The organism is Ruegeria sp. BJ5, assembly GCF_056537865.1.
On record NZ_JBQFSH010000005.1, the window covers coordinates 90,714 to 104,302 of the forward strand.

The window sequence follows — 13,589 nt, forward strand, 5'->3', positions numbered from 1 at the left end:
AACACCCTATTTCGGGGACGATACCGAACGAAGGAAGCACGTGTGGCGAACCATCTGTACAAGAACGACCTGCCCGATGGGCTGGATCTGGGCCCGATCGTGGCCATTGATTGTGAGACCATGGGTCTCAACCCGCACCGGGATCGCCTGTGCGTGATTCAGATGTCCGGGGGTGACGGCGATTGCCATATCGTGCAGGTCGAAAAGGGCCAAACCTCGGCGCCGAACCTGAGTGCCATGCTGGAAAACCCGGATGTGCTGAAGCTGTTTCATTTCGGGCGGTTCGACATTGCCGCAATGTATCATGCCTTCGGGGCGTTGGCCGCTCCGGTGTATTGCACCAAGATCGCCAGCCGCCTTGTGCGCACCTATACCGATCGTCATGGTCTCAAGAACCTGTGTCAGGAGTTGCTGGGCGTCGATATCTCGAAACAGCAACAGATGAGCGACTGGGGTGCCGAGACCCTGACCGAGGCCCAACTGGATTATGCGGCCTCCGACGTCCTGTATCTGCACCGTCTGCGTGATGCCTTGAACGCGCGTCTGGAGCGTGAAGGGCGCACCGAAATGGCGCAGGCCTGTTTTGACTTCCTGCCGATGCGTGCCAGACTGGATCTGGCCGGATGGCCTGAAACGGATATTTTTGCGCACTCATGACAGACAATGAATCCTTTCTGAAGGTTGCCCGTCAGGTAATCACCGACGAAGCCCGGGCGTTGGATGTTTTGGCCGACAGCCTTGACGACCGGTTTGCCGAAGCCGTTCAGCTGATCCTGCAGGCCACAGGGCGGATCATCATCAGCGGCATCGGCAAGTCGGGACACATCGGCCACAAGATCGCCGCAACCCTGGCCAGCACCGGCACGCCGGCCTATTTCGTTCATCCGGCCGAGGCCAGTCACGGCGATCTGGGGATGGTGTCGAAAGGAGACGTGGTTCTGGCGATCTCAAATTCGGGCGAAGCACCGGAACTGGCCAATCTACTGGCCTTCACTCGTCGGTTCGGCATTCCGTTGATCGGCCTGTCCAGCAAGCCCGAAAGCTCGTTGATGAAACAGGCGGACGTTCATTTGCTGATCCCCTCTCTTGGCGAGGCCTGCGGTTATGGGATGGTGCCGTCGATTTCGACCACGCTGACGCTGGCCATGGGTGATGCGCTGGCGATTGCACTGATGAAATATCGTGACTTCAAGCCAGAAGATTTCCGCGCCTTCCATCCGGGCGGCAAACTGGGCGCGCAGCTGAGCGCCGTACGCGATCTGATGCACAGTGGCGATGCGGTGCCGCTGGTCTCTGCCGATACACCCATGAGCGACGCGTTGATCGAGATCAGCCAGAAAGGCTTTGGCGTGGTCGGGGTGACGGACGCGGATGGCAAGCTTGCCGGCATCATCACCGACGGCGACCTGCGGCGCCACATGGAGGGGCTGCTGGACAATACAGCCGCACAGGTCATGACCCGCAATCCGACCACGATCGCACCGGATTCTCTGGCCGAAGAAGCCGTGGCGATCATGAACGCGCGCAAGATCACCTCGTTGTTCGTGGTCGACCCCGAACAGCCGGGATTGGCGCAGGGCCTTCTGCATATTCACGATTGCCTGCGCGTCGGGCTGGGCTGACAGGAGGCGCAGGTGGACCGCTATTCCCGAATGGTGCAGTTCCTGAAGGTTCTGTTGCCGCTGGCGGCGATTCTGCTGCTGTCCACGGTATTCCTGCTGTCGCGCAGTATCGAAACCAACGTCTCGGGTCCGTTCACCCAGCAGGATATCGACGAACGGCTTGAGGGGCAGCTTGTGACCCGCCCGAACTATCGCGGGACCACCCGCAAGGGCGAAGATGTCCAGGTCGAGGCGGTACGGGCCAGCCAGGGAACTGCCGACAGCGATCCAAGAGCAACGGAATTCCGTGGCCGGTTCGGCCTGTTGAACGGTGGGGTGATCACGCTGGATTCCAACTCGGGGTCGATCCGACCGGACAAGGCGACGGCCACCTTCACCGGGGACGTGGTGATCACCACCACGGACGGTATACGGGTGACGACAGACCTGTTGAATACTTCATTGGACGAGATCCGGGGCGATACGCCAGGTCAGGTGCAGGGAACGGGGCCAATCGGCAATTTCTCGGCCGGGCGGATGACATTTGGCGCTGAAAAAGAGGGTGGACCGGTCCATATTCTTTTTACAGATGGCGTTAAGCTGTTATATGAGCCGAAAAAAGCCGAAAGATAGACTGTGTTTGATTTTCGTTTCGCCCTCGTTTGTTTCGCCCTGGCCGTGGGTTCGGTGCCAGCGTCCGCGCAGGAAGCGCAGGTGGCCTTTGGGTCGGTGAAGGCCGATCCCAGTCTGCCGGTCGAAGTGACATCCGAGACACTGAACGTCAATCAAGAGGACGGTTCGGCCGAGTTTCTTGGCAACGTCATTGTCGTTCAGGGCGAAATGCGCCTGTCCGCCGGTCGCGTGTTGGTGATCTACAACCAGGATCGGTCGGGGATCGAACGCATGGAGGCGTCGGAAAACGTCGTGCTTGTCAGCCCGCCGGATGCCGCCGAGGGGGACTGGGCGGAATACACCATCGACTCGGGTGTGATCGTGATGAAGGGCAACGTTCTGCTGACGCAGGGGCCCAGCACGATCAGCGGCGACCAGATGATTGCGAACCTGACAAGCGGAACCGCGACCATGTCGGGGCGGGTCAAGACGATCCTTCAGCAGGGCGGAAATTGATGGCGGGCCCGCAACTGTCCCTTGCCGAAGGGTCTCAGGGTCTGAAGATTCAGAAACTGCGCAAATCCTATCGCAAAAAGACCGTGATCCGGGACGTGTCGATGACACTGGACCGGTCCGAGGTCGTTGCGTTGCTAGGGCCGAACGGCTCGGGCAAGACGACCACGTTCTATTCCGTTGCCGGGCTGGTGTTCCCCGAGGCCGGAACGGTCACGTTGGACGGTCAGAATGTGACCACGCTGCCGATGTATCGCCGGGCGCGCATGGGCATCGGGTATCTGCCGCAGGAAATGTCGATCTTTCGCGGCTTGAGTGTCGAGGACAATATCTCGGCCGTGCTCGACATTGCGGTGAAGCATGTGCACCGCCGCAAGGAACGTCTGGAAGAGCTGCTCTCGGACTTTTCGATCGAGCATTTGCGGCGGGCGCCTGCCCTTGCATTGTCGGGTGGTGAACGCCGTCGCGTCGAGATAGCCCGCTGTCTGGCCGCCGACCCCAAATACCTGCTGCTGGACGAGCCGTTTGCCGGCGTCGACCCGATCAGCGTGGGCGATATCCGGCATCTGGTGGCGGATCTGAAAAAGCGTGGAATCGGCGTACTGATCACCGACCACAACGTGCGGGAAACGCTGGAAATTGTGGACCGCGCCTACATCCTGCACGACGGCCAGGTGCTGATGTCCGGATCGCCCGACGAGGTGGTGGAAAACGAAAATGTCCGCCGCGTGTATCTGGGTGAAAACTTCAAGATTTCATAGACTTAGTTGTCATTGCGCCAGGTGCATGACAGAATTCGCGTATATACACTCCTGTTTTGATTGACTCTTCTGCCGCCTCTTGGCTCAATTGGGACATGGCATTTTCGCGGTTCCAGACTGGATCTCGATCTCCCTTCTCCGAAGGGCCCTACCGAGGACAACCGCGAAACATGTCTCTACCCCCCACCCGATAAAAACAAGCATGTCACCCGACGTGACGTCATAATGGGTGTGAATTGTGAAGGAGATCACATGCGTTACCAAATCAGCGGCAAACAGATCGACATTGGTGCAGCCTTGCAGGCACACGTGCAGGACGCATTGGGCGAGGTCGTGAGCAAATATGCTCAGCGACCGACGGATGCCAACGTCGTCTTTTCCCGTTCAGCGCATGAGTATGTGTGCGAAACCACCATACATATGTCCACGGGCCTGACAGCCCAGGCCAAGGCACATGCAACCGAAATCTATGCGGCATTCGAGGCGTGCTGCGAAAAGATGGAGAAACAACTGCGTCGCTACAAGCGCCGCCTCAAGGACCACCATCGTGAACGGGCTCAGCCGGTTGAACTCTTCGGAGCGTCATCTTATATCCTCGCCTCGAACGAATCGGACGTGGCCGACGAACCCGACTCATTGCAGCCCATCATCGTGGCTGAGATGGAAACCAAGATCCCATCGTTGAGTGTCGGCGAAGCTGTCATGCAAATGGAATTGGCCGGCGCCCCGGTGCTGGTGTTCAGGAATGAAAACAAGGACGGATTGAACGTCGTGTATCGCCGGGATGACGGCAATATCGGCTGGATCGATCCGTAACAGGCAAGAATTGGGCGGGGCCCCCGGATTCTGGGGGCGTCGCCGTGGAGCAAAACATGGATTTGTCGAGCATACTGAAGCCCGAGGCGGTGCGCGTGCTATCTGCAGCGTCCAGCAAAAAGCGGTTGTTTCAGGAAATCGGTGACGTTGCCGCGGGCGCACTCGGACTTGATCCGCAGACCATCGTAGACTGCCTGCTGGAGCGGGAAAGCCTTGGGCCGACCGGCGTTGGCCATGGTGTTGCCCTGCCACACGCCCGTTTGTCCGAGATCGACTCGGTTGCCGGCGTGTTCGTCATGCTGGAAAAGCCCATCGACTTCGGATCGGTCGACCGTCAGCCCGTGGATCTGGCCTTTGCACTGTTCGCCCCGGAAGACGCCGGTGTCGAGCATCTCAAGGCCTTGGCGCTGGTATCGCGCACGCTGCGCGACAGCGCGGTCTGCTCGAAGCTTCGGGCCAACCCGGATCCGGTCAAGCTGTATGCGATCCTGACCACAGCCCAGTCCATGCAAGCTGCCTGAGACCTGTTAGAAAGAAAAAAGCCCCCGGTTTTCGGGGGCTTTTTTCGTCTGGGCCATTCTTAACCGCCAGTTCCCATCTCGAGCGTCCACCAGATCTTCCCGCCGTTTTCCTGATGCCATGCAAAACCCATCTGGGTTGCTTGCGGGTCCATGATCACCGATCGCGGACCCGGTTCCTGCATCCACGCAGCCAGGGTTTCGGTTTCGGTCTCGTAGGTCTCGGAAATCGCTTCACCCAGGAAACGGCCCGCATAACCGGCACGGGCCACCCGATCGAGTGGCGAAGATCCGTCAGAGCCGAAATGCCAGGGTCGGTTCTGCCGCGACATGTCCTTGGCGTGTGTCGCTGCCGCTGCGTTCAGCTGCGCGTTCAACTGCACCGACTGCAGTCCAGACGCCTGCCGCAGGGCGTTTACGGAATCAAGCATGCGGAACTGCAGTTTTTCGGGATTGCCCCGGATCTTGTAGGCTTTGGGCAGCGGGCGTCCATCCGCACCAAGGGTTGAAGTGCCGCTCACGTCGGTACATGCCGCCAGTGCGACAAGGCAAATCAAGAGCAGGGAAAAAATGCGCGTCATGATGAGTCCGGTTTGCTTGTTTCCAATTGGCAATACCCTGCCAGCGGCCCATGAGCAAAGGCTCAAATGCACGAACCCGCATGATTCTGCCGGTTTGATTTGCGACTGAAGCATTCTGGCAATAACATAGAGCGGATTCTTGCACATCTTTCGCAGAGGACCTGTCACCATGGTCAAGAAACGCGTTTTCTCTTCGTCCCGCCGCGGATTCCTCGCAGGCGCATCGTCTTTGCTCGCCAGCCCGGCGATCGCCCAATACATCCCGGGCGACCCATTGCGCCCTGCACCCGAGGCTGAACCGGCCGTTCGCCGCAATGTGTCGGGCTTCAAGGCGCAGCAATGGCAGCCCTACTTCTCGAACACCCGGAACGGGGCGATTCTGGTCGACACCGTTTCCCGCGCTTTGCACTACTGGTCGGAAGACCAGACCGTCTACAAGCTGTACCCGTCGTCGGTTCCGCTGACCGAAGAACTGACCCGCCGCGGTCGCACGAGTGTCATCCGCAAGGTCGAGGGGCCCAGCTGGTCGCCGACGCCGTCGATGAAGAAAAGAAACCCGGAATGGCCGGATTACATCCCTCCGGGGCCCGATAACCCGCTGGGGACGCACGCTTTGTATCTCAGCTGGAAGTATTACCGGATCCACGGAACCCACGATACGCGGAAAATTGGCCGCCGGTCGTCGAACGGGTGCATCGGGTTGTTCAACGAGAACATCGCAGAGCTGTACGCCATGGCGAAGGTCGGGACGCAAGTGTTGCTAATTTGACGACATTTTCGCGCGCCAACCCGCTTGCACTGCAAGTTGCAATTGCATTCGTTCTGCTTTGCTGATTAGAAAAAACCACGAGGTAAGTCTTAGGTGTGTGGTTCCGCAATTGGGATCGCGCAAACTCTGGAGGTTAATATGAAGAAACTTGTACTCGCTGCTGCACTGACCGCTGCTGCTTCGACCGCATATGCTGGCAACCTGGAAGAGCCGGTTGTTGAGGCACCTGTTGTCGTCGAAGAAACCCAGGGCTCGTCGCAGGGCATCATCCTGCCGCTGATCCTGCTGGTCGTTGTTGCCGCAGCTGTTGCCGCAGGCTAAGTCCAACGGACTACGACAAAAAAAGAAAGGCGGTGGATCTCCACCGCCTTTTTTCGTGCTTAATCCCGGGCCGATTCAGTCCAGCCAGCCTTTGAGGTTGTCCTCGACAACCTTGCCCAAGGCCGCGATATGCGCGTCCTCGTCGTTGAGGCAGGGAATGTAGGTAAAGCTTTCGCCGCCGGCGTGCTCAAAGCTTTCGCGGATCTCTTCGTTGATCTCTTCCAGCGTTTCAATGCAGTCCGACGAAAATGCCGGGGCGATGACGGCTATGTTCTTTTTGCCCTGCCGAGCCAGTTCCGCGACATGGTCGACAGTGTAGGGCTTCAGCCATTCCTCGGGCCCGAATCGTGACTGGAAGGTGGTCACCAGTTGATCATCCGCCCAGCCCAGCCGTTCTTTCAGCAGGCGTGACGTCTTGGCGCACTGGCAGTGGTACGGATCACCCTGCATCAGATAGCGTTCCGGCATGCCGTGATAGGAGCACACCAAAACGTCCGGCTTGGTCTCCATCGCGGCATAGGCCGTCTCGACCGACTGCGCGAGGGCGTCGATATAGGCCGGCTCGTCGAAATAGGCGGGCACCGTGCGGCTGGCGGGCTGCCAGGCCTCGTCCATCAGTGCGCGAAAGAACTGGTCGTTCGCGGTGGCAGTCGTAGCGCCCGCATATTGCGGATAGAGCGGGAAAAACAGGATGCGGTCGCAGCCTTCGGCCACCATCTGGCGGACCTTCGACTTGGTCGAGGGGTTCCCGTAACGCATGCAGAAATCCACCATGACCTTGTCACCATAGCGTTTCTGCATCGCCGCACGCATCTTGGCGGTCTGGTCCTTGGTGATGGTCATCAAAGGGCTTTCGCCCTTGTCGTGGTTCCAGATCGACTTGTACGCCGCGCCCGAGCTGAAGGGACGTTTGGTCAGGATGATGGCTTGCAGGATCGGCTGCCATTTCCAGGCCGGATAGTCGATCACTCGCTGGTCGGACAGGAACTCGTTCAGATAGCGGCGCATCGGCCAATAGCTGTAGTCGTCCGGGGTGCCGAGATTGGCCAGAAGAACGCCGACGCGGCCCATCTTCACTTTTGGGTGGTCTGCCGGAGCGTGTTCCGGGCGGGTGGCATCGAACATTGTAAGCTTCCTGAATTTTGGTTTAGAGGCTGACATAATCGGTTCCGTCAGCGGGTCAATCGGACAGTTTGCCTTCTTTCGTGCCAAGGGCGTCGGCCAGTCTCATTTGGGCCGAGCCGGGGCGCAGTGGCTTGGGCTGGCTGGCATCCGGCGCCCAGCCCGTCAGGCAGATCAGCTCGAACGTGGCAGCCAGCCGGCCTTCGGGCGACGTGAAATGCGCGGCGTAAACCTCTTGGGCCCGGGAAAAGAGCGCGCGGCGCGACGGGTGTTTCAACCGCTGGGTCATGGCGTTGGTTTCACCCATCGCGCGCAGGTCCCGCATCAAGTGCCACAGGTCGCGGTACGTCGCGGTCAGGGGCACTTTGTCCGCAACAGGTAATGCAAAACCCGCACGCTGCAGCAGCGCGCCAAGATCTCGCAACTCGGCCATCGGCGCGACACGGGGGCTGAGACCGCCGGTCACCTCGACCTCGGCCTGACCCAGCGCTGCCCGCAATTCGTGCAGGGTTTCACCGCCCAGACACACCACCAACAACAAACCGTCGGGCTGCAGCGCGCGGACACATTGAATCAGCTGGCCCACCGGATCGTTGGCCCAATGCAGGGCCATCGCATGAACCACCAGGTCATGCGTAGCGGGTTTGAGATCCAACACGTCGTCATCGGCCACGACCCTGGCGCCCGGCAGGACCGGCGCCCAGATGTCGGGGCAGGGGGTTACGATCGCTGGCGCGGTAAAGGATTTGTTAACCATGGAAAGGCGATCCTGCACCTCGTCCATGGCGGCGTGGTGAAGAAACAGGGCCTCGTCGCTGATCCGCGCGCGGTGTGCCGCAAGCGCTTTGCGATCGAACAGCGAGGGTGCATTGGGTGCTGGCAAATCCATAGGCCGCAATTATCGCATATGGCAGCGGATTCAAACCGCGATCGAGGTCGTATATCCCCCACGCTGCATCGGCTGCGGCGAGATGGCGGCCTCGGATTTTGGCTTGTGCGGGCCGTGCTGGCGCGAAACCCCGTTCATCGGCGGAACAGTCTGCCACAGTTGCGGTGCGCCCGTTCCTGGCAGCGATGATGGTCACCGAATCGACTGCGATGATTGCTTGCGCCGCCCGCAACCGTGGGCCGAGGGACGCGCGGCATTGCTGTATCAGGGGCGGGCGCGGTCACTGGTTCTGGCCCTGAAGCACGGGGATCGTTCCGAACTGGCAAAACCTGCGGCGCGTTGGATGGCGCAGGCAGGTCGCACGCTGTTTCGACCGGATACGGTGATCGCTCCGGTGCCGCTGCATTGGTCGCGGCTGCTGAAGCGCCGGTACAACCAGTCCGCGCTCTTGTCGCTCCACTTGGGAAAGGAGGCGGGCCTGCCGGTCTGTCCGGATCTGTTGAGACGCAAGCGGCGCACCCCACCGCTGGAAGGCAAAACGGCGGCCGAGCGTGCCGAAACGCTGCGCGAAGCAATCACATTGCATCCGCGCCGCGGTCAAGTTCTGCGCGGGCGGTCTGTTCTGCTGGTGGATGATGTCATGACGTCGGGCGCGACGCTGGCGGCCTGTAGCCGAGCCTGCCAAGAGGCCGGTGCGGCTCATATTTCCGTGTTGGTACTGGCGCGCGTTGCCAAGGATGCCTAATTCCCCCTAGATTGCGCGAAATCCAAGGGAACGGACCATGAAACCGGTTGTCATCTATACCTCGCCGCTGTGCGGCTTTTGCCACGCGGCCAAACGGCTGCTGAACCAGAAAGGCGTCGCCTTCGAGGAAATCGACGTTCTGATGAACCCCAAACGCAAGCCCGAGATGATCCAGCGGGCGGGCGGACGGCGCACGGTGCCGCAGATCTTCATCGGCGACACTCACGTCGGTGGCTGCGACGACCTGTACGAACTCGAACAGGCCGGCAAGCTGGACCCGCTTTTGGCCGCCTGATGAGAACCGCCCTGCTGCAGATCACCTCGTCGGACGACCCGGCCGCGAACCTGGACATGGTGCGCACCATGATGGCCGAGGCCGCGAGCGGGGGCGCGAGGTTCATCCTGACGCCCGAGGTCACCAACTGCGTCTCCACCAGCGGAACGCGCCAGCGCGAGGTGTTGCAGCACGAGGAAGACGACATCACCTTGGGGGGCCTGCGCGAACAGGCGGCGGAATCGGGCGTGTGGCTGCTGATCGGATCGCTGGGGCTGAAGACACATGACGCCGACGGGCGGTTCGCCAACCGGTCTTTCATGATCGACCCGCAGGGCGGGATCGTGGCGCGCTATGACAAGATCCACATGTTCGACGTGCAGGTCACCGAGACCGAGACCTTTCGCGAATCGGCCAGCTATCGCCCCGGGTCGCGGGCGGTGATCGCCGAGACCGCCTTCGGCAAGGTCGGCATGACGATCTGCTATGACATCCGGTTCCCGCATCTGCACGCCGCGCTGGCGCAGGGCGGGGCCACGATCCTGACGGTTCCGGCGGCGTTTTCTCCGGTGACCGGCGCGGCCCATTGGGAACCGCTGCTGCGCGCCCGCGCAATCGAGACTGGCTGTTGGGTCATTGCCCCCGCGCAGACCGGAGAACACCTCAAGACCCGGGGCAAGACGCGCCATACCCACGGGCACAGCATGGTCGTATCGCCCTGGGGCGAGGTGCTGATCGACGCAGGCACTCAGACCGGCATTCACTTTTTTGATCTGGATGATAGGTCTGTTACAGAGGCACGGCGGCGCGTGCCGTCCCTGACACATGTTCGCCCGTTTGACGGGCCCTGATCCAGAACCGGGTAATGACTGACGAAACCAACGCCCTGGCGGTCGCGCTGTTCAGCGAGATCCTGACCGCGGACCAATTGCTGCGGAACCGGCTGAGCCGGGTTCTGCCCAAGGGCATGGAAATTTCGCATTTCTCGGTGCTGAACCACCTGGTGTTCGTGGGGGGCGAGCGGACGCCTGCCCAACTGGCCCGCACATTCCATGTGACCCGTGGGGCGATGACAAACACCTTGGCCAAGTTGGAATGGGCCGGATACATCCACATCCGACCCGATTGGGACGATGCCCGCCGCAAGATGGTGGCGATCAGCCCGGCCGGCCGCCGAGCGCGTGATCAGGCGATCTCGGCCATCGCGCCTCTGATCAACCGTGTGGTGGGCGAGTTGGGCCTTGAGCGTGTACGCACGACCCTGCCGGTTCTGCGCGACCTGCGCATGAAGCTGGAAGAGGAATAGGCCTCAGCCCGGCTTCACGCTGGCGGTGACATAGTTCACGCTCAGATCCCGGTCCGAGATCGACCAGCTCCAGGTGATCGGATTGAACACGAATCCCTTACGGTCCACCGGGTCCAGACCGGCCTGACGCAGCAGGTCGAACAGCTCGTCCGGGGTGATGAACTTGGACCATTCATGCGTGCCGCGCGGCAGCCAGCGCATGACGACCTCGGCCCCGAAAATCGCCATCGCATAGGATTTCGGGTTGCGGTTGATGGTGGAACAGATTTCCAGCCCGCCGGGTTTCAACAGCTGTTGCGTGGCTGTCAGATAGGCCAGCGGATCGGCCACATGCTCGACCACCTCCATGTTCAGAACCACGTCGAACTGTTCGCCCGCGTCGGCCATCGCCTCGGCAGTGGTGTGGCGATAGTCGATCTGAAGGCCGGATTGCTCGGCATGGATGCGGGCCACGGGCAGGTTGCGCTCGGCCGCGTCGGCGCCTACGACCTCGGCGCCCAGCCGCGCCATCGGCTCGCTCAGCAATCCGCCGCCGCAGCCGATATCCAGAAGGCGCAGGCCCGCGAACGGTTTCGCAGCCGTCAGGTCCCGGTCAAATTCGCCCGCGATCTGCTGTGTGATATAGTCCAGACGGCACGGATTGAGCATGTGCAGAGGTTTGAATTTCCCGTGCGGGTCCCACCATTCGGCGGCCATGGCCTCGAATTTTGCGATCTCGGACGGGTCCACCGTGTTCGGATGCGCTTGCATTCCTGTCTCCGTGTGCTCTTTTACGCTGTAGGACTATATAGGGCCATAATGGACAAGTACCCGGACCAAAAGCGCGCAGTGCAATATCTTTACCCGCCGGTCGATCCGTTCGACCAGCGCGTGGTGGATATGGGCGACGGGCACCGCATCTATGTGGAACAATGCGGCAATCCCGACGGGATTGCGGTGGTGGTTCTGCATGGCGGCCCCGGCGGCGGCTGCAGCCCGGCCATGCGACGTTATTTCGACCCCGAGGTCTACCGGGTGATTCTGTTCGATCAGCGCGGCTGCGGTCGGTCGCGGCCCACGGCCTCGGTCGAGAACAACACGACGTGGCACCTGGTGGCCGATATCGAGCGTCTTCGGAAACTGTTCGAGATCGACGACTGGATCGTGTTCGGCGGCAGCTGGGGCGCCACGCTGGCGCTGATCTATGCCCAAACCCATCCCGACCGGGTGACCCGCCTGGTTCTGCGCGGCGTGTTTCTGGCCACGCAGGCAGAGCTCGACTGGTTCTATGGCGGCGGGGCCGGCAAGTTCTGGCCCGAGCAATGGGCGCGCTTCACCTCGCTACTGCGCGACTCGGAACTGTCCGACACCATAGGCGCCTACAACAAGCGGCTGTTTTCGGGCGATCGCGCGACGGAGATCCTGTACGCCCGCGCCTGGTCGCACTGGGAAAACGCGCTGGCCTCGATCCACACGAATGGCGCCGTCGGTGAAAGCCCCGGCGAATACGCGCGCACCTTCGCGCGGCTCGAGAATCACTATTTCATCAACAAGGCGTTTCTGGAATATGACGGCCAGATTCTGGACCGGATGGATCGGATCGCGCATATCCCCGGCCATATCGTGCAGGGCCGTTACGACATGATCTGCCCCCCGCAGGCGGCCTGGAGCCTGGCCGAGAAATGGCCCGAGGCCGAGCTGAAGATGGTGCGGCAGGCCGGTCACGCCCTGTCGGAGCCTGGGATCAGCGCCGAACTGGTGCGCATCATGGACCGAACCGCGCAGGAGGTTGCATGACCCGCATCGACCGCCGTGCTCTGTTCACCTCGGGTGCCGCCGCAGCCCTGCTGGCCGCGACGGGGGCCTCGCTGGCGGATACGCCGAAATCGGGCGGCGTGCTGCGCATCGCCGTGCCGCGCGATGACAGCCTGGACCGGCTGGCCCGGGGTGCGGCGTTCGACACCCTGACCGAGATCGCGCCGGACGGCACTCTTCGCGGCGAGCTGGCGACCGCATGGCAGACCGATTCCGAGGCCCGTGTCTGGACATTCGACCTGCGTGCCGATGCGGTGTTTCACGACGGTGTGGCGCTGACGGCCGGAGATGTTCTGGCGGTCCTGTCCGAGGTCGGGCGCGCCGAAGCCCTGGCGCCGGACCGCATACGGATCGAACTGGCCGAGGCCAACCCCGGCCTGCCTTTCCTGCTGGCCGATACCCGGTTCGTCATTACCCGCGACGGGCAGAGCGTTTCGCCGCTGCAGCAGGCGAACGGCACCGGGTGTTACCGGGTCGAACGGGCCGAAGACGGGCGCCATTTCCGCGGCCGCCGGGTCGCGGGCCACTACAAGGATGGCCATGCCGGCTGGCTGGAGGCGGTCGATATCATCGTGATCCCCGACCCGGCCGTGCGGGCCGAGGCGCTGCGTGACCGTTATGTGGACGTGTCGGTGCTGCCGGCGGCGCAAGGGCTGCGCGGTCTGGGTGGCGTGCGGTTCTTCCCCAACGAATCAGAGATGTCGCTGGCAATCTCCGGCACCGTGGGTCTGCCACGCCGGATCGGGCGGGGCGCGCCGTTGGACGATGGGCGCATCGCGGAACGCTGGTGGATGGCCTGAGACCGACCTGAAAACTGACGCGGATTGTCCGTTGGTTGACGGCAGGGGTTGCAGACTCGGGGCGTCCTGCGTATATGCAGTTGCAACAGCGGCGTGTCGGACTTCTGGTCCGAGGCTCCACCGGAAAATTCGACGGGCCGCGCGCCCGTTTTTTTGTGCCCGATTGA

The 13,589-nt window shown here is 61.6% G+C and carries 19 protein-coding genes; 15 read left to right on the forward strand and 4 right to left on the reverse strand.

Annotation, left to right across the window (positions count from 1 at the left end; genetic code table 11):
* Positions 1-42: 42 nt before the first annotated feature.
* From ACR0NY_RS15890 to ptsN, 7 genes are all read left to right on the forward strand, one after another.
* The gene (locus tag ACR0NY_RS15890) at positions 43-657 is read left to right on the forward strand and encodes a ribonuclease D (protein ID WP_093963642.1); all 615 of its coding nucleotides are present in this window, start codon (positions 43-45) and stop codon (positions 655-657) included.
* Complete coding sequence (locus ACR0NY_RS15895; protein WP_170342439.1) at positions 654-1,622, forward strand: KpsF/GutQ family sugar-phosphate isomerase; 969 nt, start codon at positions 654-656, stop codon at positions 1,620-1,622. Before ACR0NY_RS15890 ends, ACR0NY_RS15895 begins: the two co-directional genes overlap by 4 nt.
* A 12-nt stretch (positions 1,623-1,634) precedes the next feature.
* Positions 1,635-2,234, forward strand: a complete 600-nt coding sequence (lptC, locus tag ACR0NY_RS15900) for an LPS export ABC transporter periplasmic protein LptC (protein WP_093963640.1) — start codon at positions 1,635-1,637, stop codon at positions 2,232-2,234.
* Between the two features lie 3 nt (positions 2,235-2,237).
* The gene (locus ACR0NY_RS15905; RefSeq protein ID WP_367646370.1) at positions 2,238-2,729 is read left to right on the forward strand and encodes an LptA/OstA family protein; all 492 of its coding nucleotides are present in this window, start codon (positions 2,238-2,240) and stop codon (positions 2,727-2,729) included.
* Entirely contained in the window at positions 2,729-3,487 is a 759-nt protein-coding gene (gene lptB, locus ACR0NY_RS15910; protein WP_170369917.1) for an LPS export ABC transporter ATP-binding protein, read from the forward strand. Before ACR0NY_RS15905 ends, lptB begins: the two co-directional genes overlap by 1 nt.
* 252 nt (positions 3,488-3,739) lie before the next feature.
* Positions 3,740-4,303, forward strand: a complete 564-nt coding sequence (gene hpf, locus ACR0NY_RS15915; RefSeq protein WP_170369915.1) for a ribosome hibernation-promoting factor, HPF/YfiA family — start codon at positions 3,740-3,742, stop codon at positions 4,301-4,303.
* Positions 4,304-4,359: 56 nt separating this feature from the next.
* Positions 4,360-4,824, forward strand: coding sequence for a PTS IIA-like nitrogen regulatory protein PtsN (gene ptsN, locus ACR0NY_RS15920; protein ID WP_093963782.1), 465 nt, complete (start codon positions 4,360-4,362; stop codon positions 4,822-4,824).
* 59 nt (positions 4,825-4,883) lie between these two features.
* Here the strand turns inward: ptsN and dalA are convergent, their stop codons facing one another.
* Positions 4,884-5,402, reverse strand: a complete 519-nt coding sequence (gene dalA / locus ACR0NY_RS15925; protein ID WP_093963636.1) for a divisome-associated lipoprotein DalA — start codon at positions 5,400-5,402, stop codon at positions 4,884-4,886.
* 169 nt (positions 5,403-5,571) lie between these two features.
* Between dalA and ACR0NY_RS15930 the strand changes: the two genes are divergently transcribed.
* Both ACR0NY_RS15930 and ACR0NY_RS15935 read left to right on the forward strand, forming a co-directional pair.
* Positions 5,572-6,171, forward strand: coding sequence for a L,D-transpeptidase (locus tag ACR0NY_RS15930; protein WP_093963635.1), 600 nt, complete (start codon positions 5,572-5,574; stop codon positions 6,169-6,171).
* A gap of 138 nt (positions 6,172-6,309) precedes the next feature.
* Positions 6,310-6,492 (forward strand): hypothetical protein, encoded by a 183-nt coding sequence (locus tag ACR0NY_RS15935; protein ID WP_005979327.1) that lies wholly within the window; start codon positions 6,310-6,312, stop codon positions 6,490-6,492.
* A gap of 75 nt (positions 6,493-6,567) precedes the next feature.
* Here ACR0NY_RS15935 and hemH read toward each other — a convergent pair whose 3' ends face one another.
* Both hemH and ACR0NY_RS15945 read right to left on the reverse strand, forming a co-directional pair.
* Positions 6,568-7,617, reverse strand: coding sequence for a ferrochelatase (hemH, locus tag ACR0NY_RS15940; protein WP_170369913.1), 1,050 nt, complete (start codon positions 7,615-7,617; stop codon positions 6,568-6,570).
* A 55-nt stretch (positions 7,618-7,672) separates the two neighbouring features.
* Positions 7,673-8,503, reverse strand: a complete 831-nt coding sequence (locus ACR0NY_RS15945; RefSeq protein ID WP_170342434.1) for a methyltransferase domain-containing protein — start codon at positions 8,501-8,503, stop codon at positions 7,673-7,675.
* Between ACR0NY_RS15945 and ACR0NY_RS15950 the strand changes: the two genes are divergently transcribed.
* The 4 genes from ACR0NY_RS15950 to ACR0NY_RS15965 are packed head-to-tail and all read left to right on the forward strand — an operon-like array spanning position 8,484 to position 10,828.
* A complete protein-coding gene (locus ACR0NY_RS15950) occupies positions 8,484-9,248 on the forward strand; it encodes a ComF family protein (protein WP_170342432.1) in 765 nt (254 codons plus the stop codon). The genes ACR0NY_RS15945 and ACR0NY_RS15950 overlap by 20 nt on opposite strands.
* A 37-nt stretch (positions 9,249-9,285) precedes the next feature.
* The gene (gene grxC / locus ACR0NY_RS15955; protein WP_170342430.1) at positions 9,286-9,543 is read left to right on the forward strand and encodes a glutaredoxin 3; all 258 of its coding nucleotides are present in this window, start codon (positions 9,286-9,288) and stop codon (positions 9,541-9,543) included.
* A complete protein-coding gene (locus tag ACR0NY_RS15960) occupies positions 9,543-10,373 on the forward strand; it encodes a carbon-nitrogen hydrolase family protein (RefSeq protein WP_170342428.1) in 831 nt (276 codons plus the stop codon). Before grxC ends, ACR0NY_RS15960 begins: the two co-directional genes overlap by 1 nt.
* A 14-nt stretch (positions 10,374-10,387) precedes the next feature.
* On the forward strand, positions 10,388-10,828 hold the full coding sequence (locus tag ACR0NY_RS15965) for a MarR family winged helix-turn-helix transcriptional regulator (protein ID WP_005979313.1): 441 nt from the start codon (positions 10,388-10,390) through the stop codon (positions 10,826-10,828).
* A gap of 3 nt (positions 10,829-10,831) precedes the next feature.
* Here the strand turns inward: ACR0NY_RS15965 and ubiG are convergent, their stop codons facing one another.
* Positions 10,832-11,578, reverse strand: coding sequence for a bifunctional 2-polyprenyl-6-hydroxyphenol methylase/3-demethylubiquinol 3-O-methyltransferase UbiG (ubiG, locus tag ACR0NY_RS15970; protein ID WP_170343132.1), 747 nt, complete (start codon positions 11,576-11,578; stop codon positions 10,832-10,834).
* Between the two features lie 48 nt (positions 11,579-11,626).
* On the opposite strand from ubiG, the gene pip reads away from it, so the two are divergent.
* Complete coding sequence (pip, locus tag ACR0NY_RS15975) at positions 11,627-12,604, forward strand: prolyl aminopeptidase (protein ID WP_170369911.1); 978 nt, start codon at positions 11,627-11,629, stop codon at positions 12,602-12,604.
* Entirely contained in the window at positions 12,601-13,422 is an 822-nt protein-coding gene (locus tag ACR0NY_RS15980) for an ABC transporter substrate-binding protein (protein ID WP_170369909.1), read from the forward strand. The genes pip and ACR0NY_RS15980 overlap by 4 nt, the downstream gene beginning before the upstream one ends.
* Positions 13,423-13,589: the final 167 nt, after the last annotated feature.

Coding starts and splice junctions, on each gene's coding strand:
- ACR0NY_RS15895 (WP_170342439.1), top strand. CDS start 654: ATGACAGACAATGAATCCTTTCTGAAGGTTGCCCGTCAGGTAATCACC.
- lptB (WP_170369917.1), top strand. CDS start 2,729: ATGGCGGGCCCGCAACTGTCCCTTGCCGAAGGGTCTCAGGGTCTGAAG.
- hpf (WP_170369915.1), top strand. CDS start 3,740: ATGCGTTACCAAATCAGCGGCAAACAGATCGACATTGGTGCAGCCTTG.
- ptsN (WP_093963782.1), top strand. CDS start 4,360: ATGGATTTGTCGAGCATACTGAAGCCCGAGGCGGTGCGCGTGCTATCT.
- dalA (WP_093963636.1), bottom strand. CDS start 5,402: ATGACGCGCATTTTTTCCCTGCTCTTGATTTGCCTTGTCGCACTGGCG.
- ACR0NY_RS15930 (WP_093963635.1), top strand. CDS start 5,572: ATGGTCAAGAAACGCGTTTTCTCTTCGTCCCGCCGCGGATTCCTCGCA.
- ACR0NY_RS15935 (WP_005979327.1), top strand. CDS start 6,310: ATGAAGAAACTTGTACTCGCTGCTGCACTGACCGCTGCTGCTTCGACC.
- hemH (WP_170369913.1), bottom strand. CDS start 7,617: ATGTTCGATGCCACCCGCCCGGAACACGCTCCGGCAGACCACCCAAAA.
- ACR0NY_RS15945 (WP_170342434.1), bottom strand. CDS start 8,503: ATGGATTTGCCAGCACCCAATGCACCCTCGCTGTTCGATCGCAAAGCG.
- grxC (WP_170342430.1), top strand. CDS start 9,286: ATGAAACCGGTTGTCATCTATACCTCGCCGCTGTGCGGCTTTTGCCAC.
- ACR0NY_RS15960 (WP_170342428.1), top strand. CDS start 9,543: ATGAGAACCGCCCTGCTGCAGATCACCTCGTCGGACGACCCGGCCGCG.
- ACR0NY_RS15965 (WP_005979313.1), top strand. CDS start 10,388: ATGACTGACGAAACCAACGCCCTGGCGGTCGCGCTGTTCAGCGAGATC.
- ubiG (WP_170343132.1), bottom strand. CDS start 11,578: ATGCAAGCGCATCCGAACACGGTGGACCCGTCCGAGATCGCAAAATTC.
- pip (WP_170369911.1), top strand. CDS start 11,627: ATGGACAAGTACCCGGACCAAAAGCGCGCAGTGCAATATCTTTACCCG.
- ACR0NY_RS15980 (WP_170369909.1), top strand. CDS start 12,601: ATGACCCGCATCGACCGCCGTGCTCTGTTCACCTCGGGTGCCGCCGCA.